Below are 25,556 nucleotides of genomic sequence, written 5' to 3' on the forward strand. Positions count from 1 at the left end.
CTATACTATAACTACTTATGGGATGAAGGAGTGCTGTTTTCGTATGAGTGAAGCGATTACGCAGTTCTACAAGGACTTAAAAGGGAAAAAAGTAGCTTTTATTGGAGCGGGTGTGAGCCATCGGGAATGCATCGAGTTGTTTGCAAAAGCCGGTGCACAGGTAACTTTGTGCGATAAGAAGCCGAATTTGGATGCATTTGGAGCGTTTGGGCCTGTTTTGGAACAGCTTGGAGTGCGCCTTTCTTTGGGAGAAGTGTATCTGGAAGGCCTGAAAGGTCAGGACATGATCATGCGCACGCCCGGTTTTGAATTTTATACACCGGAACTGCAGCAGGCGGCGCAGAACGGTGCCTGTGTGACTAGCGAGATGGAATTGTTTTTCCAGTTGTGCCCCTGCAAAAAAATTGCAGTGACCGGTTCGGACGGAAAGACCACCACTACGACGTTGATTGCGGAGATGCTGAAAAAAGCTGGTTATACGGTGCATTTGGGCGGAAACCTGGGGCGTGCGCTGCTGCCGGTGGTGGACAAAATTCAGCCGGAAGATTTTGCCGTTGTGGAACTGTCCAGTTTCCAGCTGATCAGTATGCGTCAATCGCCGGAGATTGCGGTGGTCACAAACGTGACGCCCAATCATCTGGACCACCATAAGGACATGCAGGAGTATATCGATGCGAAGCGCAATATCCTGCTGTACCAGAACGAAGCGGGCAAAGCGGTTTTGGGATATGAGAATGACGTGACCCGGGCCATGGCTGCGGATGTAAAGGGAACCTGCAAATGGTTTACCCGCTTTTCCGTGGTGGATAACGGCGGTTTCCTGCGGGAGGATGGCATGCTGTGCATGGCGGAAAACGGACGTGTGACACCCATTGTCCGGAAAGAGGATGTGGGCCTTCGCGGAGAGCATAATCTGGAGAATCTTCTGGCAGCTATGACCGCTGTCTGGGGCTTGGTGGATGTAGCCGATATGGCATATATAGCCCGTACCTTCAGGGGCGTAGAGCATCGCATTGAACCGGTTCGTACCTTGAATGGGGTTCAATGGTTCAATGATTCCATTGCCACCAGTCCTACGCGCGTTATTGCAGGTCTGCGCGCTTTTGATCAGAAGCTGATTATCATTGCCGGCGGTTCGGATAAAGGCATCAGTTTTGCTCCCTTGGCGCCTGAACTGATCGCCCATGTAAAAGTGCTGATCCTGACCGGTGCCACGGCGGACAAGATCGAGACAGCCGTGAAAGCCGATCCGGGATATGCGGAAAGCGGTCTCGTGATTCGGCGCGCTGCTGACATGGAGCAGGCGGTTCACATGGCCTATGAAGAGGCGAAACCGGGTGATATTGTTTCTCTGTCACCGGCCTGTGCGTCTTTTGACTGCTATCCGAATTTTGAGGTGCGCGGCCGTCACTACAAAGAATTGGTAAACGCCCTTTGATTGAGCGGATAGAAGACCGAAACAAGCTTCTGACGGTTTTAAAGCAGGCGCCGTTCTTTGCGGCCGAGATGCGTGCGGCGTGGGATGCCCAGGGGCAGGAGCAGTTTTTTCGGATAGAGGAAAAAGCGGTGCTTTTGCTGCGCGGCGGTTTCGCAATGCTCTATGGTGAGGTGACAGATCGGCCGGAACTGGAAATGTTCCTTCGCTTTCAGAATGTGCTCTGTCTTCAGTCATCCGACTGGGTCCCGGGAGGTTTTGAAGCGCAGGAGCAGTGGATCATGCGTTATCAGACGAGACCGTTGTTGCCGATAAAACCGGACGGATATGTTTTGGAGCGGGAGCCGAGTATGTATCAGGCTGCCCATGTGTGCATTACGCCAGATGTGACGGATACACCGCCGGATTTTTGGGCTGCACAGGCTTGTGCCCGCAGAAATAAATGCGGCGGTGAAATGATGGCTTTGAAGCACAATGGGGAGTACGCAGCGATTGCGGGGATTTTTGCCCAGACAGAAGATCAGGCGTATTTGGCCGGCGTGGTCACTGCAAAGAAGCATCGGGGAAGGGGTTGTGCTTCTTATTTGACGGCGTCACTTGCTCAAGAACAGGCTGCGGCCGGAAAACAGGTTTTTCTGGTTTGCGCACCGGAGCTGCGGCCATTTTATAAACGTTTGGGGTTTGTGGAAGAACAGAAAATTCAGCAGAGCAGAAAAACGGAGTGAATGAAATTTTTATGATCGAACAGTTTTACGATTTGTCGCCTGAGTTGCTTCAGGCGGATCAAAAAACACTGGAGCTTTGTACAGAGCCGTTTGCACGTCTGGAAAAGATCAAGGAATACAATCAGCTGAAAATGCTGCGGGCGTTTACGGACTGCGGTGTCGGCGCGCACCATCTGGTGGGAACCACCGGTTATGGATACGACGATGCGGGCCGCATCAAATTGGAAGAGGTGTTTGCCAAAGTTGTGGGGGCAGAGGCGTCGCTGTTTCGCTACAACTTTATGTCGGGCACACATACACTTACGGTGGCGTTGTTTGGCGTTCTTCGGCCGGGTGATACGATGGTGGCGGCAACCGGCCGTCCCTACGATACGCTCTTGGGTGTGATCGGGCTTGAGGGAGAAGGATACGGAAGTCTGAAAGAATGGGGCGTTCACTACGATGAAGTTCCCCTTCTGGCGAACAGCCAGCCGGATCTTGCAGGCATTGAAGAAAAATGTAAAAACGCAAAAATGTGTTATATCCAGCGCAGCCGGGGATATGCGGCGCGCGGTGCGCTGAGTCTTGATCAGATCGAGGCCATCAGCAGGGCAGCAAAACGCGCCAACCCAGAGATCATTGTGATGGTGGACAACTGCTATGGCGAATTTACGCAGATGCAGGAGCCGACCCAGCGCGGAGCGGACCTGATGGCCGGAAGCCTGATTAAAAATCCGGGCGGCGGCATTGCTCCCACAGGCGGTTACATCGCAGGCAGAAAAGATCTGGTGGAAAGCTGTGCACATCGCCTGAGTGCGCCCGGAACCGGCGGCGAGATCGGATGTACACTGGATGTGTTGAGAGAATTGTACTTAGGTTTGTATTATGCACCTGGTGTGGTGTGCGACGCGCTCAAAACAAGCGTCTATGCCAGCTGTCTGTTTGAAGTTCTGGGCTATCAGGCTACGCCGGGATATAAAGAGGATCGAAATGATATCATTACCAGCGTGGAGACGCATTCACCGGAAGGGATGATCGCTTTGTGCGGCGGCGTGCAGGCGGGCAGCCCGGTCGACAGTTATGCGGCTCCCTTGCCGGGGGATATGCCGGGTTATGAGGACCAGGTCATTATGGCGGCTGGTGCCTTTACCATGGGCTCCAGCATCGAACTTTCCGCCGACGGACCGGTTCGGCCGCCGTATACCGTATACATGCAGGGCGGAATCAATTTTCACGCCAGCCGGGCTGGTGTGATGCTGGGGGCCGACCGGATGCTGAAGCTGGGAAAAACTGGCGAAAAACAGGAACGATAAAGGAGAAGGAACATGAAAGTATTCAATACCCTGACCCGTACAAAAGAGGAACTGAAACCGCTTCATGAAGGGGAGTACCGCATTTATGTGTGCGGTCCCACGGTATACAATTTCATTCATATTGGGAATGCGCGGCCTGTGTGCGTGTTTGATACGCTGCGCCGCTACTTGATGTACCGGGGCAATGAAGTGAAATTTGTGTCCAACATTACGGATATCGATGATAAGCTGATCAAACGAGCCGGCGAGGAAGGCGTTTCCATGCAGGAAGTGGCACGCAAGTATGAGGCCGAATTTATCAAAGATTGCGAAGGCCTGAATGTGCTGACGCCCACGGTGCGTCCCCGCGCCACAGAGCATATTCAACAGATTTTGTCCATTGTGTCGGATTTGATTGAGAGCGGCCATGCCTATGTTGCAAAAAACGGAGACGTATATTTCCGCGTGAAATCAGATCAGGATTACGGCAAATTGTGCCATCTGAATTTGGAAGACCTTGAATCCGGCAACCGGGAGCTGCGCCATCAGATGGATGATGATTTAAAAGAAGATCCTGCGGATTTTGCAATCTGGAAAGCAGCCAAGCCCGGAGAGCCCTATTGGGACAGCCCTTACGGCAAGGGGCGGCCCGGCTGGCATATTGAGTGCAGCGCCATGGCGCGGACTCATCTGGGCAATACCATTGACATTCACGCGGGCGGCGAGGATCTGATCTTCCCGCATCACGAAAATGAGATTGCACAGTCTGAGTGTGCCAATGGCTGCACCTTTGCGAATTATTGGATGCACAACGGCTTTTTGAACATTGACAACCACAAAATGTCCAAAAGTGCCAATAATTTCTTTACGGTGCGCGAGCTCAGCGAGGTGTATGGTTATGAACCTATTCGCTATTTTATGCTGACGGGTCATTACCGTAGCCCGCTGAACTATACGGCTGAATTGCTGGCCGATTGCAAGACGAGTCTGCAGCGTTTGTACACCTGCCGGGAGAATCTGGATTTTGCTCTGGAAAATGCTCACGGCAAGGACGAGACACTGAAAGAGAAAGCCGTCGGCGCCAAAGAGAAATTCTGTGCGGCGATGGATGACGATTTGAATACGCCTGCCGCGCTGGGCGCGCTGTTTGATTTTGTGCGTGAGATCAATACGCTGTCCGGCGAGTCCAGCCGGGAGGCACTGGAACAGGCCGCGAAAACCTTTGATGAGCTGACCGGAGTCCTGGGTATTTTGTACAACCGTAAAAAGGACGAAATTCCGCAGGAAATTCTGGATCTGGTGGAGCAGCGTGCACAGGCCAAAAAGGCCAAGGACTGGGCGAAGGCCGACGCCATTCGCGCGCAGCTGACGGAGCAGGGCTATGTGGTGGAAGATACACCCAAGGGACCGAAGGTCAGTCGTGCAAAATGATTTTGATACAAAAGCCAGCGTTAGAAATACGCTGGCTTTTGTTTTGTGATTTTGTCACGGAGAATTTCTTTTTACGGGATATAATAAAAATAGAATCATACAATAAAGCAAAACGAAAAGGAGACGGTGAGTATGGCAATCCAATCTGCAACAGGAAAAGATTTTGAACAAATCGTTTTAACGGCGCAGCAGCCGATTTTGGTGGATTTTTGGGCACCTTGGTGCGTGTATTGCCGTCGAATCGCTCCGGTGCTGGAGCGCATGGACGGACAGCCAGATGTGCCACAGATTGTGAAAGTGAATATTGACGAGGCGCCGGAACTTGCGCAGAAATATCAGGTCGATACGATTCCAACGCTGCTTTTGTTCCAGAACGGAAAACAGGGACAGCCGTTGGTAGCCCCGGGTTCACAGGCGCAGATTCAGGATTGGCTGAAACAGCATTGAGAGGAAGAACAATATGGACGTGAAAAAATATGATGTGGTAGTGGTTGGGGGCGGCCCTGGCGGCTACACGGCAGCGTTGTACGCGGTGCGAGCGGGATTAAGTGCGCTGGTAATCGAAAAATTGTCTGCGGGCGGCCAGATGGCTACAACCAGCTGGATCGACAACTATCCGGGTTTTGACGAAGGAATCGACGGGTTTGAATTGGGCCAGCAAATGCAGCGTGGTGCTGAGCGTTTCGGCGCACAGACGCTGTATGCTGAAGTGACCCAGCTCTTTTTAAACGAGCAGCCGAAGCGAATCAGAACCAGCGAAGGGGAAATTTTGGCGGGCACGGTTGTAATTGCCACAGGCGCGGCTCCCCGAAAAATCGGTTTGCCCGAAGAAGATGCATTTCAGGGACGCGGCGTGGCATATTGCGCCACTTGTGATGGAATGTTTTACCGGGATAAAATCGTGGCGGTAGCAGGCGGAGGAAATTCTGCAGCAGAAGACGCACTGGTTCTGTCCAAGTTGTGCAAAAAGGTGTACCTGGTACACCGGCGTGATCATTTGCGTGCAATGAAAAGTTATCACACGATGCTGGAGCAGGCAGAGAACATTGAGTTTGTCTGGAATCAGAAGATTATTGGACTCGTGGGCGAAGAAAAACTGCGAGGACTCTCTCTGGAAGATACACAGAGCGGACAGCAGAAAGAACTGTCCGTGGACGGTCTGTTTGTGGCGATCGGGCGCATTCCCAATACCGAACTGGTGCGGGATCAATTGAATTTGGATGAACAAGGGTATATTCTGGCCGATGAAACGACCCGAACCAATATTCCGGGTGTGTATGCCGTGGGAGATGTACGCACCAAGCCGCTGCGGCAGGTGGTTACCGCAGTCGGGGATGGCGCAGTAGCGATTAAGTATGCACAGGAGTTTTTGGAGAACAACGGATAAAAAAAGAGGATCTCGCTTACAAAGCGAGATCCTCTTTTTTTCGTTCAATCGTTACACAAGGCTGGAGTCCTCATCGAGACCGCTGTCGCGCAGCTCTGCCTGCTCAGCGGTGGTTTCGTAATCCAAACTTACATCCACATGATTGGCCATGTTTTCCAATGCCTGGGGAACACCGGGAAAATAGCTGGCAATGCATTCGCCGCGCACATGAATCCCGTCGAAAAAATCTGCGCTGGTGGTATTGGGAATGGCATAGGGATTGTAGCTTCCATAAATGGGGATTTCCAGCTTATCCGCAAGCCGGTGCAAGGCTGGTTCCGTGGCGAAAAAGCCTGTATAGTGATCGGATTTTTCCAATGCATTGCCGTACACAATTGGGTGATACGGCGTCAGAACCAGAATGACATTGATATCGCGTTCCTGAAGATAGACGAGAAATTTTTCAAGAATTTCCAGACGTTCTGAATCCGGTTTTTCATACTCTTCCATCCGGAAGAAATTTCCCGTCTGACCAAGGGCGTCCATGTCTACATCCGACTGGTCGCGGTTGCGGTAATCATAAGAATATAAAAGACTTCCGTCGGAGCGCTTTACCTCTGTGGTTTGATGGAATACATCGCCTTCCGCGGGCTGCGGCTTTTTAACCCCGTCTTTTGACTCCATCATATAAGCAATATTCCCCTGAAAATAGCTTAGAGAATAGAGAGCCTGCCATTTTTCATTGGGGTCCTGTTCCTCATACTCGGTGGGGATACCCAGTCGCGTAGACAGAAATTCTGCATAAAGCTGCTTGTTGCTGCGTGCATCTGTGGAGTCCGGGCTGGTATCCAAATACCATGGATCAAACCCGATAATCACCGTCTGCGGCAGTTTATCCAGCCGGTCAAACAGATAAAAGGTACCCAGCAGATCATACCAGTCTGCACCAGTCAGAGCGCAGTTGAACAAGCTTTCTGTTTGCGCAATTTCCGTGTTCATTTGCATAATACGGCTGGAGCCGAGAACAATGGTGTCAGGAGCGGTTTCCATCTGATTGACGATCAGCTCCATCACGTCACGCTGTCGTTCATTTAACTGCTCGTAGCCGACAACATCCTGCCCGGAAAGCAGCATATTGGCAACTTCACGAAGATACTGATCTCCCTGAAAGGTGCCTGAACAGTCGACTGTGTAATTGACCCAAATTACATAAAAGACGATGGGAAGGAATGCCAACGCGCCAAGCAGAAGACGTATACCGGAAAACAGACGACTGAAAGTTGTTTTAAAAAAAGATTTCATTTCGGGCAGCCCTCCTTAGTACTGTTGATAAATGAAAGAGGACTGACCAAAGGCGCCAAAAAAGACAATCAGCAGAACCAGCGCATAATACAAAGGCCAGCGAAGCGGCAGCGGAATTTTACGGATCAGAGATTGAATCGGCATTTGGAAACATTCCAATCCTTCCACCAGGATAAAGCCAAATAAGAGTACCAGCGTGGCGTTCCGGTCAAAGCCCAGTGTGACAAGCGTAGAAGGAACAGCGGCCAGAAGGTCCCATCCGGTAAACAAATGGCTGTAAACGTACAGCGCTTCGGTCAGCACGCCACCGCTGTATGCACCTACGGCAAAAAAGACGATGCAGCTTGTGAACAGCAGATAAGTAATGCAGATCTGGATACATTTGCGGATCGGAGCAAATCGATAAAGAGGGTTGTACACTTCCGCCCGGCGGCGCAGTGTCTGTGTTGCTTTGCCCACACACAGATACAGCCCGTTCAGCAGTCCCCAGACCAAATAGGCGAGGGAAGCGCCATGCCACAGGCCGCTGACCAGAAACACAATGATCTGATTCAAATACTGCCGCAGTTTTCCTTTTCGATTCCCTCCCAAAGGGATATAAAGATAGTCCCGGAACCAGCTTGTGAGGCTGATATGCCAGCGGCGCCACAACTCGATAAAGCTTGTGCTGGCGAGAGGACGGCGGAAGTTTTCCATGACATCTATGCCGAAAATTGCCCCGATGCCGATGGCGATGTCGGTACAGGCCGAAAAATCACAGTACAGCTGATAACTGAATAAAAGGCTGGCAATCAAAAGAACCGGACCGGTATAATCGGCGTAATGAAGATTGGAATAAACCGTGCTCACCATTCCGCCAATGGTATCGGCCAAAACCAGTTTTTTAAAAAAGCCCCATAAAATTCGGAACATACCGCCAGTTACGCGGTTGTAGTCAAATGCGTGTTCTGCCCGGAACTGAGGCAGCATGCGTCCGGCACGGCAGATGGGGCCGGTCATCATGCAGGGGAAAAAGCTGACAAACAAGGCGTAGTCGAAAAGATTGTGTTCCGCCGGAGCACCGCGGTAAACATCGATCACATAGCCCAGCGCGGCAAATGTGAAATAGCTGATACCCAGCGGTACCGCCAGGCTGAACGCGGGAACATGCAGGTTGCCGCCGAACAGGGAAACCAGTTCGGAAAGGCTTTCTCCCAAAAAGGAAAAGTATTTGTAAAAAGCAAGAACACCCATACAGGAAACGGCGCTGAACGCAAGGCAAAGACGGCGCCAAAGAGGTTTTTGCAGGCGTTCAAGTAAAAGTCCGGTTCCAAAAGTAATCAATGTAGCGGATAAAAGTACCGGCAAAAAGGTTGCATTGGACGGATCATAAAGATAGAAAAGATAGCTGCAAATCAAAAGCCCCCCGGTGCGGGCAGCTTTTGGAAGAACAAAGTAGGCAAGACAGGCCCCAAGCAAAAATAAAATAAATGCCAGGGAAATAAAATTCATGCAGCAAAACTCCGTTTCCAATAGAATGCAGAGAGACGTCAGTTCACAGAATCAGAATCTTTCGAAAGTTCCTCCAGTTTCCGCTCCAACTCGCGCACACGATGCTCCAGCAGCGCGTTGTGTTGTGAAAGACGCTTGATTTTTTCCGAAAAACCGGAAACAACGCTGGACAGACTCAGCAGAATCAGCAGAACAAAGGCCAGTACGATCATGAAAACCAGATTGACGGCCATTTCCACATGAAGCAGATCCCGCAAGACCAGCACGATGTAGGGGAACAGGGCGAAAAGCAGCAAAACAAATCCGCTCATAAACCAAATGATGGAATAGCGGACCGTGAGTTTGTTCTTTTTCAAAAGCCAAAGAATCACACCCAGATAGAGCAGAACGCCCACGACCAGGTCCACGCGCAAAAAAAGGCTCAGTCCGGCATTGTTCACAGGCGGTCACCTCTTTCTTTGCGGTTGCTGGTCAGACGAAATACGACCAAAGCAAGACCAACTTTCAGCATATAATAAATGGACTTGAACGGACTGATGGAAGACGTGCCGCCCATGCGTTCCTGCATAATGACAGGGACTTCCCCCACACGGTAGCCATTCAGAACCGCCGAAATGATTGCTTCGGGTTCCGGATAATCCTGCGCATAATGATCGGCAAAATAAGCGGTCAGTTCCCGGCTGCACGCCCGAAATCCGCTGGTTGTATCCAGTACACGCACACCGCATAGAACGCGAATCATGAAACTGAGGATATTGATTCCAAACCGACGCATGAAGCTGGTTTGAAATCCTTCTTTGGTGATGAAGCGGCTTCCGACACACATGTCCAGGCGGCCTTGTGCAACGGGGCTGATTACAGCGTCCAGATAGGCGGGGTCGTGCTGTCCGTCTCCATCCAGTTGGACTGTGATGTCATAGTCATGATACCGGGCGTACATGTAACCGCTTTGCACGCCGCCGCCAATTCCCAGATTGATTGGGAGAGAAAGATAAGAGAAGTTATGTTCCTGACAGATTTCGGCACTTCGGTCTGTGGAACAGTCGTTCACGATCACGTAATCTACCACGTAGGGGAGATCTGCGGTGACGCGCGTCAGCCGCGCGACCACCCGTTCAATGTTGGCCTCTTCGTTGTAACAGGGGATAATTACAAGAACCCTCAAGGTGTCACCTCGTTCGAATCGAAAATAAACTGCTCTAATTTTTTGAGCAGTTTTGAACGGCGAAAATGCTGTTCAAAATAGGCACGGCCGGCCTGCCCCATTGCTGTTCGCTGTTCCGGAGACATTGCCGCCAGAGCCAGAAGATTTTGATACAGAGCATGTGCATCACCAGCCGGACTGGTCAAACCGCAGCCAGCCTCATCCACCACCCGGGATGCCTCTCCGTCCACGGCCACCAGGCAGGGCCGTCCGGCAGCCATATAGCTGGTGATTTTGGCGGGGACGGTCAGTCCCAGCTCGTCGCTTTTGGCAAGAGCGGCAAAAAGTGCATCTGCCATGGTGTGATATGCAGGGATATCCGTTACAGGATGCTGCCCTTCAAATGTAAAATAAGAAGAAAGGTCTTTCCCGCGAATTTCCTCTTCCAGGTTCGTGCGGCTCATTCCATCTCCTACGATGATGAAATGAATATCGGCTCGCTTGTCCTGTCTCAGTTTTTCCGCACATTGCACCAGAAGCCCCAGATCCTGTGCCGGGCTGATGTTTCCGGCAAACAGCACGTTGAAGCGCCCCTTGAAACGCTTCTCCAAATTGGCGTCAAAGACGTCACGGGCGTATAAATCTTCACAATACTGGGGAATGGTTGTCAATTGGGCACGAGGGGCAACTGCCCGCAGCTTTTCTTCCAATGCCGGGGACATCGCAATCAGTTTTTCACAGCGGCGATAATGCCAATGGGATACTTTTTCGGCGATGGTCCGAAGAAGACGATTGTGAACAGGAAGAACCGAGTACAGATTTTCCGGCCAGAGATCCAGCACGTAGCAGGTGAGCGGCAAACGATGAAGTTTTGCGTATAAAATTGCAGGAAACAGCATCAAAACAGGGCTTGTTTCGTAACAGAAAACGGCATCGTATTTCCGGCCATGCAGTCGTGGAAGATTCAGAACTGCCGTGAGGGGATAGGAGATATAATTGAGAAAAATCCGCACAGAAGTGTTGCCTTTGCGTCGAATTTCACCGGCACGGAATATTTCCACGCCATCGTGTGTTTGACGGCGTGGTCCGGAATAGCGGTATCCGTCGAACCATTCCCCTTTGGGGTAATTGGGCAAACCGCACAGCACATCCACTTCAATCTGATCTTCCGTAAATCCACGGCAGATGTCGGCAATGCGAAAATTTTCAGGCCAGTAATGCTGACTGACCACCAGAATGCGTTTCGGCAAACACAAGCCCCTTTCTGAAAAGCAAAAATTTGCCTCAGTGTTTCAACCAAACCGTCTCGTTGACGATTTTGGCATAACTTTGAATCAATTTCACCACTTTGATGCTGACGTTGGTATCCGCGTAGTCTTCTGCCATCACATAGGGCTCGTTGGCGTCACGCATGGCAACGGCCAAGTTCATAGCCTGTTCCACGTCGTGCCCTTTGATGCCGCCGATGACCACACTGCCTTTATCCAAAACTTCAGGCCGCTCGGTAGAAGTACGGATCAAAACGCCGGCAAATCCCAGCATGGCGCTTTCTTCGCTGAGCGTGCCGGAGTCGGAAAGAACACAATAGGCGTTCATCTGAAGCTTATTGTAATCCATAAACCCAAAAGGCTTCATCTCCTGCACCAGGGGATGAAATTGAAAATGCCGTTGTTCAATGTATTTTTTAGAGCGGGGGTGACAGGAATAAATGATGGGCATACCGTATTTTTCGGCAATGTTATTAACCGCGTTCATCAGGCTCATGAAGTTTTCTTCATTGTCGATGTTTTCTTCGCGGTGCGCAGACAGAAGAATGTACTTGCCTTTTTCCAGATTCAGACGCTCAAGGACATCGCTGCGCTCGATGGTTGCCCGGTGCGCATTAAGAACCTCACGCATGGGGCTTCCGGTGACAAAAATGGTCTTTCCGTCAATTCCTTCACTCAGCAGATAACGGCGGCTGTGTTCCGTATAAGGAAGATTGATATCGGAAATATGGTCTACAATTTTGCGGTTGATCATTTCCGAAACATTCCAGTCCCAGCAGCGATTGCCGGCCTCCATGTGGAAAATGGGGATTTTCAGGCGTTTTGCGCTGATGGCCGCCAACGCAGAGTTGGTGTCGCCCAGAACGAGCACTGCCTCAGGCTTTTCTTTGGCCAGCAGCTCATAACTTTTGGCGATGATGTTGCCCATGGTCTCGCCCAGGTCTTTGCCGACTGCGTTCAAGTAGTAATCAGGCTGCCGCAGCTGAAGATCCGAAAAAAAGATATCATTCAGGTTGGGGTCCCAGTTCTGGCCGGTGTGGACCAAAATATGCTGGAAGTATTTATCGCAGCATTTGATGACCTCGGACAGACGGATAATTTCCGGCCGTGTACCGAGAATCGTCATAACTTTCATTTTCTCCATGGGAAAAGCGCTCCTTATACTTTTTCAAAAAAGGTGTCGGGATGCTGAGGATCAAAGGGCTCGTTAGCCCACATTACAGTGACCATCTCTCCGTCGCCCACATTTTCGATGTTGTGTGTATAACCGGTGGGAATATCCACAACTTCCAGTTTTTCACCGGAGACAGGGTAGGAGAGCACCTTGTCTGTGCCGATTTTCCGGAAGCGAATAATGCCCTGCCCTTTGACCACAAGGAATTTTTCATTTTTGGTGTGATGCCAGTGGTTCCCCTTTACGATGCCCGGCCGCGAAATGTTTACGCTGACCTGGCCGCGTTCCGGAGTGCGAAGAAACTCGGTGAAACTTCCGCGTTCGTCACAATGCATCGCAAGCGGGTAGGAAAAGCTGTCTTCGGGAAGGTAAGAAAGATAAGTCGCATACAACTTACGGGAAAAAGCGTCTCCCATATCGGGAACCGCAAGCGTTTTGCGGCTGTCGCGGAATTGTTCGATCTGTTCTGCCAAACGCCCCAGCGTTACCGTGTAAACATCGCAGGTCAAATGACAGAAACCGGGAATCGCACGATCCCGGACCGCGCCCTCTTCCATAGCAGAGATAAAGGTGTGAACAACATCATCGATATAAACCAAAGGCAGGGAATAGGCGGGATCACGTACCTCAATGGGAAGACCATGTGCAATGTTATAGCAGAAGGTGGCTACCACACTGTTGTAAGAGGGGCGGCACCACTTCCCGAATACGCCAGGCAGACGATACACCAGTGCCGGCGCACCAGTGGCGCGTTCATGGGCAAAGAGAAGTTCCTCCGCCTCACGCTTGGATTTGCCGTAATCGTTGTCCAGCTCTGCCTGAATGGAGGATGTGATCAGAACCGGCGCCTGATTGCCGGCCTGAGCCAGAAGATGCAGAAGCTCCTCTGTCAGGCCCCGGTTCCCGGAATAAAATTCACTGGGGTCTTTGGGACGATTGACGCCGGCCAGATGAAAAACAAACTGCGCCTGCCGTGCATATTCCGCCAGCATTTCCTTCGGCGTGTCCAAATCGAACAGCAGCAAATTTTCATAACCGCGATTACGCAGTTCGGCCACCAGGTTTTTTCCCACAAATCCGCCGGAGCCGGTAATCAGGATGCAGCGCGCCTCAGTGCTCAAAGTTATTCAGCTCCTCTTTGATGTAATCCAGCGTCAAAAGCTTGTCCACTACTTCATCTACACTCAGACGGCGCGTGTTGTGACTGGTGTATTCATCGTCCGCCTGCGTATGGACCTTGCCCTCTACAAAATATTTATCGTAATTCAAATCGCGGCCATCTGCGCACACGCGGTAATAACCGCCCATGTCCTCGCTGCGAACGCGCTCTTCCCGCGTCAGCAGAGTCTCGTACAATTTCTCACCATGACGTGTTCCGATAATGCGTGTGCCCGTGTCACCGAACAACTTTTGAACTGCTTTGGCCAGATCGCCGATGGTGGAGGCAGGGCTCTTCTGTACGAACAAATCACCAGGATTCGCATGGGCAAAGGCAAAGCCCACCAAGTCCACGGCCTCATCCAAACTCATCAGGAACCGTGTCATATCCGGATCGGTGATGGTAATGGGCTTGCCTGCTTTGATTTGCTCCACAAACAGAGGAATGACACTTCCGCGGCTGGCCATAACGTTGCCATACCGGGTGCAGCAGATAGTCGTATCTTCCGCTTTGACGGTGCGGGCCTTGGCCCCAATTACTTTTTCCATCATCGCTTTGGAGATGCCCATGGCGTTGATGGGATAAGCGGCCTTGTCCGTGGAAAGACAAACTACTTTTTTTACACCGGCTTCAATAGCGGCCGTCAGTACGTTGTCCGTTCCGATGATGTTGGTGCGCACTGCTTCCATGGGGAAGAACTCACAGCTTGGCACCTGCTTCAGGGCGGCGGCATGGAACATGAAATCCACTCCGCGCATAACGCTGGTCAGGCTGCGGGGTTCACGCACATCGCCAATATAAAATTTGATCTTACCGGCCAGCTCCGGGTATTTGAGCTGGTAGTCGTGCCGCATATCATCCTGCTTCTTTTCGTCGCGGGAAAAAATGCGGATCTCCCGGATGTCACTTTGCAAAAAATGCTTTAAAACAGTATTGCCGAAAGAACCGGTGCCGCCGGTAATGAGCAAGACCTTATCTTTAAAATACGTTGAATCCATTGAGAACCCTCCATAATGATATGCGGATTTTGGAAAATACCAGTGCAATCTGTATTATTGTAACATAAAGAACCCTTCATTCCAAGGGCTTGACCGTTATTCAGTAAAGCTGAAAAAAGCTTTCGCCCTGGAGCGGGAAGAACTCAGCAAATTGTACTGAAGACAGCTGTAATCCTGCAGAAGAGGAATGTCCAGTGAGTCATCTACCAGTTCACCCTGCGCATCCAGTGTTCCAAACTTGGAGACTACGGGATATTCGTCCATTACATCACTCAAAAATTGCTGCCATCCGGTCTTGGGAAGGCCGGCAGCGTCCATCAACACCGACTGAAGGAAGGAAACAGAAATAATCTCTCCGTCTTCAGGAAGATTTTCTTTTTCCAGGTCGTAATTGGCCCAAACTACGTAAGGAGTGAGGTGAGTCGGCAAAGAGGAGTTGGGTTCATCAGAGCAGACATCGTATATAAAGTCGGTTTCGATTGCAGGGAAATGATCGCCGAACATTACGATCAAAGTCGGCTCGTCCACTTCGCTGTAGTACGATGTCAACTCCTGGAAAGCGTCATCGCTGAGCCGCGCAAGATTCAGATATTGTGTTGCCAGAGGGTAGTCGCCGGCAGGCGAGAGAATCCGAATGGGCTCATCAAAGTCCTCATAGTCATAGCCGCCATGGTTTTGAATTGTGACAGCAAACAAAAACAACGGTTCGCTGGTCTGCTGGGCCAGTTCTTCCAGCGAGGCGTAAAAGCTGCTGTCGGTGGCAAGTCCGCGCAGATTGACGAGTCCGCGCAGTTTGGAAATATCATAGAACTCGTCAAAACCCAGACGCTCGTAGGCACGGTCACGGTTCCAGTTTCCGGCCTGCGCAGGATGAGCAGCAATGGACGTATAGCCCAGTTCGCTCAGGACACTGGGGAGAGACGGCGTTTCGCGCAGTACGTGGGTGGCGTAAGGGGCAGTGGCGTAATAATCCCGGTCGCTGATTCCGGTGAGCGCCTGGAATTCAGAGGTGCTTGTCCCGCCGCCGGATGCCGGAATCTGTACATACCCGGTCAAAGCATTGGACTGACCGGACAGACTGTGCAGATAGGGAAGAATCGGCTGACTGGTGAGAAGTTCGCCGTTCGCCTCAAAATCCGCCAGCGATTCGTTCATGATAAAAATAATGTTCGGCATTTGATCCGTTTCGCTGGTTGCATCATAGCGGGATGAGATTTCTTCAATTCGGGCCGAAGAATACCCATCGGGCTTTGAGAGAAACATTGAACGGGCATTCTCAACAAAATGCACCACAAATCCGTTTTGCTGGTTGGCAGAAGTAGGATCCCAGGCGTTGGTGGGGACCTGAAGGGCAATGCATCCGCCCGTAGTGTTCAGGATCATCAGAAATGCGAGAGAACCGCCCAGCCCTGCCAGGCGCATTCCTGCATGAAGAAAGGCTTTTCGTGTGATAGGACGGCCCGCCACCATATAGGCAATGGCACAAACACACAGCGTCATTGCACCGGACCAGAGAAGAACCGGGTCCGGTCCGATTTCATATTGTCCCATCACGTTTGCTGCAGTGGTGGCTGCAAAAAGGTCGGTCGGCATGACAGGCGTACCGCGAAAGCGCAGTGTGAAATAGTTGACTACACTTCCAACGGTGAGCAAAACACTGACAAAACAGATACTGAAGAAAGGAGAGCCGGTGGGGGCATACAGCAAAAGGTACAGGCAAATATAGGTGATCAGATTGACCAGAATCGGAGCGGGATCCATGTAAAAAATTCCGCCCGAATTGTTCAGGTTCTCCACGGCGCACAGTGCGAAAAAGGCGCACAGAACACCATTGAACAGAATCATGACAATCAAAGAAGGTCTGCGCCCGCACCAGATGATATCGCCCAGCAGACTGAACATTGCCACGATCCATGCGATGGCCATGAGGATAAGCGGCAAATAGTAGAGGGAGTAGTCAAGAGAAGCAGTAGTGATGGAAAAATCAGCAGCAAAGGCTCCGTCATCCGTTTCAAAACAAGAGAACTCTCCCTCTTCGACGGGATGAACGGAAACACGCATACCTGGAGTGTTTCCGGTATAGTAAGCGTCACAGGAAATGCTCAGCGTGTAGGTGACATCGGGCTGCAAAAGCTGTTCTACTGTCAGGAAGTAGTAATGCCAGTATTCTCCTACGGAAAAATGCGCCTGCAAATCGAGGACCTCGGAAGCCAGAACCTCGTCTTCGCGGGAAAGGGTCATTGTATACTGAGGCCAGTCATCGTTGGGGTCCGTGCTGTCCGGCGCCAGGCAGACGCCGACCTCTTCCAGATAGGGCTGCTCGTCCGGGACGGTGAACTCGTATTCAAGTGTGAAATTTTTTGACAAATAAGGGCTGACCGGAGCGCCGCCCTCAACCAGGTCTTCCTGTGTGTCCAGTTCGTCCACAGCGGCTGCAAGCATGTCCGGCGAAAGGCACAGCCAGACACATGCGCCGACACATAAAACAGTCAGCAGAATCGCAAAAGCGATTCGCACGGGATTACGTGTCAGGTGAAGGTGGAACAATGGTTGCATGGGATAAAGACCTCCGAAAGAACAATTATGATGTTTTATTCTATCACAAATTGTCGGAAATGAGCAAAGCAATATGAAAAATATCTTCCGGAGGTACGTCGGCGGCACATTGACCTGGCGCATTTTTTTTGATACCATCATAGCAGCAGAAAAGAAAAGAGGGAGATTATGCAGGCATATGAAAGACTTCTTGAATATGTGAAAATTTATACGACCAGTGATCCGCAGTCGGGTGCACATCCTTCCAGCGAACGCCAGCTGGATTTGGCACACATGCTGGTGAAAGAGATGAAAGAACTTGGCCTGAAAGACGCGCATGTGGATCAATACGGCTATGTGTATGGAACGCTTCCGGCAACGGCGGGATGCGAAAAAGCACCGGCGCTTGGGTTGGTGGCTCACATGGATACAGCACCTGGTTTTTCCGGTGAAAACGTCTGCCCGCTGCTGCATGAAAATTACGATGGAACAGACGTGACCCTTCCGCACGGCGGTACAGTATTAAAAGTGGACGAGTTTCCGTTTCTGGCGGAGCACAAAGGGGAAACGCTGATTACCGCAGATGGTTCCACATTGCTTGGCGCGGATGATAAAGCGGGTATTGCTGAGATTTTGACGGTTTGTGAACGAATTCAGCAGGATCATTTGCCTCATGGCAAATTGTGCGTGGCTTTTACGCCGGACGAGGAGATCGGAGAGGGAGCATCCTTGTTTGATGTGGAGCATTTCGGCGCGGATTTTGCTTATACCATGGATGGCGGCGCTGTGGGCGGTGTGGAGTATGAAAACTTCAATGCGGCCAGCGCGGAAATCGAGATCCAAGGGGTATCCGTGCACCCGGGAAGCGCAAAGGATGTGATGGTCAATGCGCTCTTGGTGGCTTGCGAACTGAACAGTATGCTTCCGGCAGATGAGACGCCTGCGCATACGGATGGATACCAGGGATTCTTCCACCTGGATGGCTTGACGGGGACAGATGCGCATGCACGCATGGGATATATTGTGCGCGATCATGACCGGGAAAAATTTGAGGCACGCAAGCGCCTGTTGGTTGAAATTACGGATAAGCTCAGCGAAAAGTACCCGAAAGCGGTTATTCGTTTGAAACTGCACGACAGCTATTACAATATGGCCGAAAAAATTGCACCCTGCATGCATTTGATTGAAAATGCAAAAAAGGCTACACGCGATGCAGGTGTGGAACCGTGTGTGGAACCGATCCGCGGCGGTACAGATGGCGCAACGCTTTCCTATATGGGTTTGCCGTGCCCCAATCTTGGAACCGGTGGATATAATTTCCATGGCCCGTATGAGTGCATTACCGTGCAGAGCATGGAGAAAGCAGTGGGCGTTCTTTTGAATCTGGTGAATATTTACAGCAAACCATTGGGGGAGGAATAAGCAGTATGACCAACATTTGGCATGACATCAGTCCGGCCCGGATTAATCCGGATGATTTTATCGCGGTCATCGAGATCGAAAAAGGTTCCAAGAAGAAATACGAGTTGGATAAGGAAACCGGCCATATCATTTTGGATCGTATTTTGTATACTTCCACACATTATCCGGCCAACTATGGCCTGATTCCCCGCACCTATGCAGATGACGGGGATCCGCTGGATGTGCTGGTCCTCTGCAGTGAAACCATCGCGCCTCTGAGCCTGGTGCGGTGTTATCCGATCGGCGTTATCACCATGCGTGACCAGGGGAAACTGGATGAAAAAATCATTGCCATTCCCTTCGAGGATCCCATGTACAATGGATACCGCGACATTTCGGAACTCCCCAGCCACATCTTCTCCGAAATGCGGCATTTCTTCAGTGTTTATAAAAATCTGGAAGGTAAGGAAACGGTCGTGGATGAAGAACAGGGCCCGGATGAGGCACGTGCTATCATTCAGAAGTGTCTGGATGCATATATCAATCGCTTTTGCCGCTGAGCGTTCGTCCTTGCATTCTGCTTCAAAACAGGGTATACTGTATTAAATAAAGGAAGAGGAGCGTTTTGAAATGAGACATGGCGGAGCCTTTCGTTTGACTGGTTTGATCTTGGGGATCGTCAGTGCTGTGGTCAGTATTGCTGCAGTTGTGTTCAGCGTTGTGGGGCTTATCCTTGCAAAGCGTCCGGTGATGCCTCGTGTGCGCTTGGACAGAAAATGATGTGAACATAAAAGCCGGGTAAGCGCCCGGCTTTTTTTGAGCGAAAGAGAGGAGACCACGAATGCGAATAGCAGAGCCGGTTCTTCCTTTGCAGATGGAGAGTGCCATTTCGCTGAAAGAGGCGTTGAGTATGGCACAAAGCGATGAAAGTGCGCTGGAAGCTTATCGCTTCTGCACGGGCAGTGCTGCCGGATGGGTGCTTGAAAAGGGAGAATACAAAGCGTGTTCGTTTTTGGGCTGCCGGCTGACGGGGGCGCATCTGTCCAAAAGCTGGCTCCGGGACGTGGTGTTTGAACGGTGTGAACTGTCTGGCCTTCGTCTGATGGAAAGTACATTGCAGCGCGTACGTTTTGTAAATTGTAAATTTTCCGGTGCAAATCTGGCAGGAGCGTCTCTTCAGGATGTTTTGTTTCAAAACTGCACGGCTGATGGGCTGATGCTGCCGGAAAGCCGTCTGAAAAATGTTGTTTTTGAAGATTGTAATCTTCAGGAGGCGTCTTTTTCTGCGTTGGGAAAGAAGTCGAGTTTTTGTTTTGAACGCTGCGACCTGCGTGCGGTGGATTTCTTCAGGACATCGCTCAACGGGATAGATCTCACCAGCTGCGAGATTGATGGGATTCGCTTGGAAGGCCCAGAGGTGCGGGGAGCAATCGTCACGGCGCTGCAGGCCTGTGATTTGGCAAAACTTTTGGGTGTTGTGATTAAATCCTGAATGGAGGAGAACAATGAAAGAGTATCTTGAGGCGGGAGAGTTTGTCACCACGCACGGCGTAATGGGAGAATTGAAATTGTATCCCTGGTGCGATGATGCGGACTTTATTACGCAGCTTCCGCGTCTTTTTCTGGGACGAAACGGGGAAAAAGAGCAAAAGGTTTTATCAGCTCGCGTCCATAAAGGAATGTGCCTTGTCAAATTGGAAGGCGTGGATTCGATGGGCGCAGCACGTGCGCTTGTTCGGAAAATTGCCTATTTTTCGCGAGCGGATGTACAGCTGCCGGAGGGACGTTTTTTTGTGCAGGATATCATTGGATGCAAGGTGCTGGATGCGGATACGAAACAGGAGTACGGCACAGTGACAGATGTCACACATCCTGCAGCCAGCGATGTGTACGAGGTGCGGAATGAGCAGGGGGAGGTATTTCTGTTCCCGGCAGTGAAGGAGTTTTTGGGTGAGTTGAAACCGGAAGAGGGCTTTATTACGGTTCGGCCGATTGCGGGGATGTTTACGTCCGGCGGAGGAAACGACGATGAGGATTGACGTTGCGACACTCTTTCCGGAAATGTGTGAACGGGTGATGAGTGAAAGCATCATCGGACGTGCGCGCCGACGCGGTCATATTGAGTTTTGTGCCCACCAGATACGCGATTATACGCTGAACCGTCAAAAACAGGTAGATGACTACCCTTATGGAGGCGGTCATGGCATGATCATGCAGGCGCAGCCCATTTACGACTGCTGCCAGGATGTGATCCGGCAGGTGGAACAGGCGGGGCATGCGAGGCCCCATGTGGTGTTTTTGACAGCGGCAGGGCAGCCGTGGAACGAAGAACATTGCAAGCGTCTGGCAACGTACGACAGTCTTTTGCTGGTATGCGGCCATTATGAGGGGATTGATGAGCGTGTCATCGAAGCGTTGGCAGATGAGGAGATCTCCATTGGAGACTATGTGCTCACCGGCGGAGAGTTGGCTGCACTGGTGGTGGCCGACAGTGTGTTTCGCTTGTGCCCGGGTGTCCTCTCCAGTCCGGAAGGGTATGAAGAAGAGAGTTATTACAGCGGGCTTTTGGAATATCCGCAGTACAGCCGCCCGGAAGAGTGGAATGGGCGCAGTGTACCGCCGGTTCTTTTGTCCGGCCATCACGAAAATATTGCGAAATGGCGAAAAGAACAGGCCCTGGAACGAACACGGTCGCGCAGGCCGGATTTGTATCGGGAATATCAGAAAAAAGTCAATGGCGAAAATTCATAAAGAAACAAGAGAACGATTGTATAATTCGCCTATGTTGTTGAAAACTAACTGGTGAAGATGCACAAACGCGGCCGGATGAGTAAGCCCGTTTAAAGGCATAGTTGCAAAAATTATCGGATTGCGTCCGAAATTATTGACGTTTTGAAAGTTTTTGGTATACAATAAGGACAAAGGCACAAGATACATGATAAGGAGCGTTTGCTATGTTTGTGAAAGAAGTAACTGTGGAGAATCAGGTCGGCTTGCATGCACGTCCCGCTACTTTCTTTATCCAGAAAGCTAATGAGTTTAAATCTTCTATCTGGGTGGAGAAGGAAGAGCGTCGAGTCAATGCAAAGAGCCTTCTGGGTGTTCTGTCTTTGGGCATCGTGGGCGGTACTACGATTCGCATTATTGCTGACGGCGCTGACGAGCAGGCTGCTGTTGAAGGCTTGATTAAACTGGTGAATTCCGGTTTCAGCGAATAAATTTTGATGAAACATAAAATGCGCTGCCTGGTAATTGGCGGCGCATTTTCTTTTTCAGGAAGGCGGGCGAGGCATGACAAAATATGAACTTTGGCAGAAGGCGAAAATGCTTCCCTTGCTGCCGGGCGTCTATATTATCCGCAATAAAGCGGGTGAGATCATCTATATTGGCAAAGCGAAACGATTGCGTACCCGTGTGTCGCAGTATTTTCGTGAAGGTGTACCTCATGACGCAAAAGTGACGAAAATGATTCACAATGCGTATGAGTTCGATGTGATTGTAACCCAGAGCGAATTTGAGGCGCTGGTTTTGGAGTGCAGCCAGATCAAGCAGCACAAACCCAAGTACAACATCCTTCTTAAAGATGACAAGGGGTATAGCTATGTCAAAGTGACAAAAGAAGCATATCCCCGCATTTCGGCTGTTTTGCAGAAAGAGGACGATGGCGCAGAATACATCGGTCCGTACACTTCCAGTTTCGCGGTGCGGGAAATGGTGGAAACCGCCAATAATGTATTTCGTCTGCCGCGCTGCAATAAAAAGTTTCCGCAAGATATCGGGAAAGGACGGCCGTGTCTGAACGCGCACATTGGGTTGTGTATGGCGGTTTGTTCCGGAAAAATCAGCCGGGAGATGTATGGAGAGGCGGTGGACGGTGCGCTCCACTTGATCCGGCACGGCCAGGGGGAGATTTTGAAGCTTCTGCGCCAGCGCATGGAAGAGGCGGCAGAGAAGCTGGACTTTGAGCGGGCGGCGATGCTCCGGGACCAGATCAATGCCATAGAGAAGGTCAGCCGTGGGCAGAAAGTGGTGCGCAGCAGTGTGGACGAGCAGGATGTGTTCGCGCTTGCGGCCAGCGCAACCGCTGTGTGCGCTGCCATTCTCCGTTTTCGGGAAGGACGTTTGGTGGATAAGCGAGAGTTTTTGTTCCATGACACACAGGATGTGACTGCGGTACGCAACGAGTTTTTGCCGCGTTACTATTTAGAGGACAGCGAGTTCATTCCCAAGAGTATTGCAGTGGATCAACTGCCGGATGGATGGGAAGATCTTCGTCGTCTGCTGGAAGAAACCAGGGGGAGCAGAGTACAGCTGTATGTGCCGCGCCGGGGCGACACGGCTAAGCTGGTGGAGATGGCGCGCACCAACGCCTTTGAGCGCCTTGCACGGGAGAGCGGGCGCTATGCCCGGGAACAAAAGCTGCTGGATGAAACAGCGGCGCTGCTGGGACTGCGTCAGCCGCCCCAGGTGATCGAGAGCTACGATATCTCCAACTGGGGAGATGGGACCAGCGTGGCGGGAATGGTGGTGTTTGAGGGCGGAAAACCCAAAAAGGCAGGGTATCGCCGCTTTAAGATGCAGACGGTGTTTGTGAACGACGACTATGCGTCCATGGCAGAAACGCTTAGCCGACGGGCTTCGGAATATGAAAAAGGCGGTAGGGGACAGTTTGCGGTCAAACCGGATCTGATTCTTTTGGATGGCGGAAAGGGTCAAATCTCCGCTGTGCGAAAAGCGCTGGAAAATACGCCTTTGGCGGCGGTGCCTTTGTTCGGCATGGTCAAGGATGACCGCCACAGGACCCGGGGCCTTATCACTCCAGACGGGGAAGAAATCCAGTTGTCCATGCATAAAAGTGTTTTTAGCTTTATTACGTCTATTCAGGACGAAACGCACCGCTGGGCCAACGATTATCGCAAACGCCTCCAAAAAGGACGCGCTTATGCTTCCACTTTGCAGAATGTGCCCGGAGTAGGACCTGCTACGGCAAAGGCCCTGCTGAGCCATTTTAAAACGGTGACGGCGGTTCGACAGGCGGAATATGAGGAGCTGTGCGCGGCAAAAGGCGTGTCCAAACGCGCTGCAAAGGCAGTGTACGATTACTTTCGCCAAACTTGACAAATGCCGCTATGCCCTCCATAATAAAATAACAGCAGAACAAACGAAAGAGTGAGGTGGATCGAATGCGTGTCATCGCGGGAAGCGCACGCGGCGTGAAGTTGTCTGCGCTGCCGGGCGAGGAGATCACTCGTCCCACCATTGACCGTGTCAAGGAAAGCATGTTTAGTTCTGTGCAGTTCCTTTTGGAAGGAGCGGAGGTACTGGACCTGTTTGCGGGCTCCGGGCAGCTGGGAATCGAAGCGCTCAGCCGGGGCGCCAAACGGTGTGTATTCATCGATCAGGACAGAGGCGCCTGCGAAATCGTTCGTCAGAATCTTCGTGCGGCTGGCCTGGCCGGAAAAGCCAGTGTTTCCCAAACGCAGGCACAGCATTTCCTTTCCACGGCGCGGGAACCTTTTGATTTGATTCTGATGGATCCGCCTTACCATCAGGGGACGGTAGCTGCGCTGCTTCCGCTGGTGGCGCGCGTGGTGAAGCCGGGCGGTGTGGTTCTGGCTGAGACGGAATACGGTGCGCAGCTTCCGGAACGTTGCGGGTGCTTGGTGTGCAGAAAGCATTATAAGTACGGCAAGGTGGCGCTGGCGCGCTATGAATATGCGGATGAAGAGGAGCTTGCGGATGAAAATAGCGATTTGCCCCGGTAGTTTCGACCCAATCACAAAGGGCCATTTGAACATTATCGAACGCTCTGCAAAATTGTTTGATGCCGTAATTGTGCTGGTTCTGGTAAACCCGAACAAAAAACCGACGTTTTCAGCGGCAGAACGAGTGGATTTTATTCGGAAAGCCTGTGAGCATATTCCCAATGTCAAAGTGGATTCCTATCACGGTCTTTTGGCGGATTATGCATACCGGGTGGGCGCGTGTACCATCATCAAGGGCCTGCGCGCGGTGACGGATTTTGAGTATGAGTTCCAGCAGGCTCTGGTCAATAAGCAGCTGAACCCGGAGCTGGAGACGATGTTTGTCATTACCGACTCCAGTTACATGTACCTTTCGTCCAGCATGGTACGGCAGGTAGCGGGCTTTGGCGGCGATGTGAGTGAGTTTTTGCCGGAATCTATTTGTGAAGAAATCGTAAAACGCCTCGCACAGGGGCAGGAAAAGGAGTAATGTATCATGTCAATCGATGAATTGCTGGATGTCATGGACGAAACGCTTGAAGATGCGCTCAATGTGCCGTTCAGCGGCGGCAAGCGCATGGTGGATGTGGAAAAGGTGCGCGAATTGATTGATGACATTCGCCTGAACATGCCGCAGGAAATTCAGCAGGCCAAAGCGGTTGTGAAAGATCGCACGCAAATTATAGACAAAGCGAAACGCGAAGCAGATATGATCATCAAACGTGCAGAAGAGCGAGCCCGCACTATGGTGGCCGAAGAAGCGATCATGAAGACGGCGCAGCAGAAGGCAACCGAGATGATTACAAGTGCGCAGAATCAGAGCAGAGAGATGCGTGCCACAGTGACCAATTATTGTGAGAATATGCTCCGGCAGACGGAGGAGCAGCTCTCCAGCAGTTTGAGCGATGTGCAGAATGTGCGCGCCACACTGCGCCAGTCCGGTAAACGCGGTGCAAAGCGCACTGCGCCGCAGCCCAAAAATACCAATCCGTAAGAAATCAGGCGCCCCGAACCATCGGGGGCGCTTTTTGCATAGATTAATTTGAAAAACTCCTCTTGACAATTTGTACTTAATGATATAAAATATCATTAGCAAAAGAGAGGAGAATGGA

At 51.3% G+C, this 25,556-nt stretch carries 26 protein-coding genes; 17 read left to right on the top strand and 9 right to left on the bottom strand.

Annotation, left to right across the window (positions count from 1 at the left end):
* Window positions 1–43: 43 nt before the first annotated feature.
* The 6 genes from murD to trxB all read left to right on the top strand — a co-directional run bounded on the left by murD (window position 44) and on the right by trxB (window position 6,249).
* Entirely contained in the window at window positions 44–1,438 is a 1,395-nt protein-coding gene (gene murD / locus WMO24_RS05135) for a UDP-N-acetylmuramoyl-L-alanine--D-glutamate ligase (RefSeq protein ID WP_349215250.1), read from the top strand.
* Window positions 1,435–2,160 carry a GNAT family N-acetyltransferase gene (locus WMO24_RS05140; RefSeq protein ID WP_349215251.1) on the top strand — a complete coding sequence of 242 codons (726 nt, stop codon included), beginning with the start codon at window positions 1,435–1,437 and terminating at the stop codon, window positions 2,158–2,160. The genes murD and WMO24_RS05140 overlap by 4 nt, the downstream gene beginning before the upstream one ends.
* Before the next feature lie 11 nt (window positions 2,161–2,171).
* On the top strand, window positions 2,172–3,452 hold the full coding sequence (locus WMO24_RS05145) for a methionine gamma-lyase family protein (protein ID WP_349215252.1): 1,281 nt from the start codon (window positions 2,172–2,174) through the stop codon (window positions 3,450–3,452).
* Between the two features lie 12 nt (window positions 3,453–3,464).
* A complete protein-coding gene (gene cysS / locus WMO24_RS05150; RefSeq protein WP_349215253.1) occupies window positions 3,465–4,862 on the top strand; it encodes a cysteine--tRNA ligase in 1,398 nt (465 codons plus the stop codon).
* Window positions 4,863–4,994: 132 nt separating this feature from the next.
* Window positions 4,995–5,309, top strand: coding sequence for a thioredoxin family protein (locus tag WMO24_RS05155; protein ID WP_349215254.1), 315 nt, complete (start codon window positions 4,995–4,997; stop codon window positions 5,307–5,309).
* Between the two features lie 13 nt (window positions 5,310–5,322).
* Complete coding sequence (gene trxB, locus WMO24_RS05160; RefSeq protein ID WP_349215255.1) at window positions 5,323–6,249, top strand: thioredoxin-disulfide reductase; 927 nt, start codon at window positions 5,323–5,325, stop codon at window positions 6,247–6,249.
* A gap of 51 nt (window positions 6,250–6,300) precedes the next feature.
* Here the strand turns inward: trxB and WMO24_RS05165 are convergent, their stop codons facing one another.
* From WMO24_RS05165 to WMO24_RS05205, 9 genes are all read right to left on the bottom strand, one after another.
* A complete protein-coding gene (locus WMO24_RS05165; RefSeq protein ID WP_349215256.1) occupies window positions 6,301–7,530 on the bottom strand; it encodes a hypothetical protein in 1,230 nt (409 codons plus the stop codon).
* A 15-nt stretch (window positions 7,531–7,545) separates the two neighbouring features.
* A complete protein-coding gene (locus WMO24_RS05170) occupies window positions 7,546–9,021 on the bottom strand; it encodes an MBOAT family O-acyltransferase (protein ID WP_349215257.1) in 1,476 nt (491 codons plus the stop codon).
* Between the two features lie 38 nt (window positions 9,022–9,059).
* Complete coding sequence (locus WMO24_RS05175) at window positions 9,060–9,461, bottom strand: DUF2304 domain-containing protein (protein ID WP_349215258.1); 402 nt, start codon at window positions 9,459–9,461, stop codon at window positions 9,060–9,062.
* Window positions 9,458–10,186, bottom strand: coding sequence for a glycosyltransferase family 2 protein (locus WMO24_RS05180; protein WP_349215259.1), 729 nt, complete (start codon window positions 10,184–10,186; stop codon window positions 9,458–9,460). Before WMO24_RS05180 ends, WMO24_RS05175 begins: the two co-directional genes overlap by 4 nt.
* On the bottom strand, window positions 10,183–11,415 hold the full coding sequence (locus WMO24_RS05185) for a glycosyltransferase family 4 protein (RefSeq protein WP_349215260.1): 1,233 nt from the start codon (window positions 11,413–11,415) through the stop codon (window positions 10,183–10,185). Before WMO24_RS05185 ends, WMO24_RS05180 begins: the two co-directional genes overlap by 4 nt.
* Before the next feature lie 34 nt (window positions 11,416–11,449).
* Window positions 11,450–12,577, bottom strand: coding sequence for a non-hydrolyzing UDP-N-acetylglucosamine 2-epimerase (wecB, locus tag WMO24_RS05190; RefSeq protein ID WP_349215261.1), 1,128 nt, complete (start codon window positions 12,575–12,577; stop codon window positions 11,450–11,452).
* Window positions 12,578–12,591: 14 nt separating this feature from the next.
* Window positions 12,592–13,728 (bottom strand): polysaccharide biosynthesis C-terminal domain-containing protein, encoded by a 1,137-nt coding sequence (locus WMO24_RS05195; RefSeq protein ID WP_349215262.1) that lies wholly within the window; start codon window positions 13,726–13,728, stop codon window positions 12,592–12,594.
* Window positions 13,718–14,764: a polysaccharide biosynthesis protein gene (locus tag WMO24_RS05200; RefSeq protein WP_349215263.1), complete on the bottom strand. Its 1,047-nt coding sequence runs from the start codon at window positions 14,762–14,764 to the stop codon at window positions 13,718–13,720. The genes WMO24_RS05195 and WMO24_RS05200 overlap by 11 nt, the downstream gene beginning before the upstream one ends.
* A gap of 96 nt (window positions 14,765–14,860) precedes the next feature.
* Complete coding sequence (locus tag WMO24_RS05205) at window positions 14,861–17,320, bottom strand: LTA synthase family protein (RefSeq protein WP_349215264.1); 2,460 nt, start codon at window positions 17,318–17,320, stop codon at window positions 14,861–14,863.
* Between the two features lie 168 nt (window positions 17,321–17,488).
* Between WMO24_RS05205 and pepT the strand changes: the two genes are divergently transcribed.
* The 11 genes from pepT to WMO24_RS05260 all read left to right on the top strand — a co-directional run bounded on the left by pepT (window position 17,489) and on the right by WMO24_RS05260 (window position 25,438).
* The gene (pepT, locus tag WMO24_RS05210; RefSeq protein ID WP_349215265.1) at window positions 17,489–18,721 is read left to right on the top strand and encodes a peptidase T; all 1,233 of its coding nucleotides are present in this window, start codon (window positions 17,489–17,491) and stop codon (window positions 18,719–18,721) included.
* 5 nt (window positions 18,722–18,726) lie between these two features.
* Complete coding sequence (locus WMO24_RS05215; RefSeq protein WP_349215266.1) at window positions 18,727–19,260, top strand: inorganic diphosphatase; 534 nt, start codon at window positions 18,727–18,729, stop codon at window positions 19,258–19,260.
* 70 nt (window positions 19,261–19,330) lie between these two features.
* A complete protein-coding gene (locus tag WMO24_RS05220) occupies window positions 19,331–19,480 on the top strand; it encodes a hypothetical protein (RefSeq protein WP_349215267.1) in 150 nt (49 codons plus the stop codon).
* Between the two features lie 61 nt (window positions 19,481–19,541).
* Window positions 19,542–20,192: a pentapeptide repeat-containing protein gene (locus WMO24_RS05225; protein ID WP_349215268.1), complete on the top strand. Its 651-nt coding sequence runs from the start codon at window positions 19,542–19,544 to the stop codon at window positions 20,190–20,192.
* A 13-nt stretch (window positions 20,193–20,205) separates the two neighbouring features.
* A complete protein-coding gene (gene rimM, locus WMO24_RS05230) occupies window positions 20,206–20,739 on the top strand; it encodes a ribosome maturation factor RimM (RefSeq protein WP_349215269.1) in 534 nt (177 codons plus the stop codon).
* Window positions 20,729–21,451: a tRNA (guanosine(37)-N1)-methyltransferase TrmD gene (gene trmD / locus WMO24_RS05235; protein WP_349215270.1), complete on the top strand. Its 723-nt coding sequence runs from the start codon at window positions 20,729–20,731 to the stop codon at window positions 21,449–21,451. Before rimM ends, trmD begins: the two co-directional genes overlap by 11 nt.
* Before the next feature lie 203 nt (window positions 21,452–21,654).
* On the top strand, window positions 21,655–21,918 hold the full coding sequence (locus tag WMO24_RS05240) for an HPr family phosphocarrier protein (protein WP_009324587.1): 264 nt from the start codon (window positions 21,655–21,657) through the stop codon (window positions 21,916–21,918).
* A gap of 73 nt (window positions 21,919–21,991) precedes the next feature.
* Entirely contained in the window at window positions 21,992–23,818 is a 1,827-nt protein-coding gene (uvrC, locus tag WMO24_RS05245; protein WP_349215271.1) for an excinuclease ABC subunit UvrC, read from the top strand.
* 56 nt (window positions 23,819–23,874) lie between these two features.
* Window positions 23,875–24,465, top strand: a complete 591-nt coding sequence (gene rsmD / locus WMO24_RS05250) for a 16S rRNA (guanine(966)-N(2))-methyltransferase RsmD (protein WP_349215272.1) — start codon at window positions 23,875–23,877, stop codon at window positions 24,463–24,465.
* A complete protein-coding gene (gene coaD, locus WMO24_RS05255) occupies window positions 24,440–24,934 on the top strand; it encodes a pantetheine-phosphate adenylyltransferase (RefSeq protein WP_349215273.1) in 495 nt (164 codons plus the stop codon). The genes rsmD and coaD overlap by 26 nt, the downstream gene beginning before the upstream one ends.
* Window positions 24,935–24,940: 6 nt before the next feature.
* A complete protein-coding gene (locus WMO24_RS05260; protein WP_349215274.1) occupies window positions 24,941–25,438 on the top strand; it encodes an ATP synthase subunit B family protein in 498 nt (165 codons plus the stop codon).
* Window positions 25,439–25,556 lie beyond the last annotated feature (118 nt).

Source organism: Ruthenibacterium intestinale, from assembly GCF_040096265.1.
Lineage (GTDB): Bacteria > Bacillota > Clostridia > Oscillospirales > Ruminococcaceae > Ruthenibacterium > Ruthenibacterium komagatae.

Bases quoted from the DNA above. Each gene is read 5' to 3' on its own strand.
- wecB (WP_349215261.1), bottom strand. From the start codon at position 12,577: ATGGAGAAAATGAAAGTTATGACGATTCTCGGTACACGGCCGGAAATT.
- trmD (WP_349215270.1), top strand. From the start codon at position 20,729: ATGAGGATTGACGTTGCGACACTCTTTCCGGAAATGTGTGAACGGGTG.
- WMO24_RS05225 (WP_349215268.1), top strand. From the start codon at position 19,542: ATGCGAATAGCAGAGCCGGTTCTTCCTTTGCAGATGGAGAGTGCCATT.
- WMO24_RS05145 (WP_349215252.1), top strand. From the start codon at position 2,172: ATGATCGAACAGTTTTACGATTTGTCGCCTGAGTTGCTTCAGGCGGAT.
- murD (WP_349215250.1), top strand. From the start codon at position 44: ATGAGTGAAGCGATTACGCAGTTCTACAAGGACTTAAAAGGGAAAAAA.
- WMO24_RS05205 (WP_349215264.1), bottom strand. From the start codon at position 17,320: ATGCAACCATTGTTCCACCTTCACCTGACACGTAATCCCGTGCGAATC.
- cysS (WP_349215253.1), top strand. From the start codon at position 3,465: ATGAAAGTATTCAATACCCTGACCCGTACAAAAGAGGAACTGAAACCG.
- coaD (WP_349215273.1), top strand. From the start codon at position 24,440: ATGAAAATAGCGATTTGCCCCGGTAGTTTCGACCCAATCACAAAGGGC.
- trxB (WP_349215255.1), top strand. From the start codon at position 5,323: ATGGACGTGAAAAAATATGATGTGGTAGTGGTTGGGGGCGGCCCTGGC.
- uvrC (WP_349215271.1), top strand. From the start codon at position 21,992: ATGACAAAATATGAACTTTGGCAGAAGGCGAAAATGCTTCCCTTGCTG.
- WMO24_RS05170 (WP_349215257.1), bottom strand. From the start codon at position 9,021: ATGAATTTTATTTCCCTGGCATTTATTTTATTTTTGCTTGGGGCCTGT.
- pepT (WP_349215265.1), top strand. From the start codon at position 17,489: ATGCAGGCATATGAAAGACTTCTTGAATATGTGAAAATTTATACGACC.
- WMO24_RS05215 (WP_349215266.1), top strand. From the start codon at position 18,727: ATGACCAACATTTGGCATGACATCAGTCCGGCCCGGATTAATCCGGAT.
- WMO24_RS05240 (WP_009324587.1), top strand. From the start codon at position 21,655: ATGTTTGTGAAAGAAGTAACTGTGGAGAATCAGGTCGGCTTGCATGCA.
- WMO24_RS05200 (WP_349215263.1), bottom strand. From the start codon at position 14,764: ATGGATTCAACGTATTTTAAAGATAAGGTCTTGCTCATTACCGGCGGC.
- WMO24_RS05260 (WP_349215274.1), top strand. From the start codon at position 24,941: ATGTCAATCGATGAATTGCTGGATGTCATGGACGAAACGCTTGAAGAT.
- WMO24_RS05155 (WP_349215254.1), top strand. From the start codon at position 4,995: ATGGCAATCCAATCTGCAACAGGAAAAGATTTTGAACAAATCGTTTTA.
- WMO24_RS05165 (WP_349215256.1), bottom strand. From the start codon at position 7,530: ATGAAATCTTTTTTTAAAACAACTTTCAGTCGTCTGTTTTCCGGTATA.
- WMO24_RS05220 (WP_349215267.1), top strand. From the start codon at position 19,331: ATGAGACATGGCGGAGCCTTTCGTTTGACTGGTTTGATCTTGGGGATC.
- rimM (WP_349215269.1), top strand. From the start codon at position 20,206: ATGAAAGAGTATCTTGAGGCGGGAGAGTTTGTCACCACGCACGGCGTA.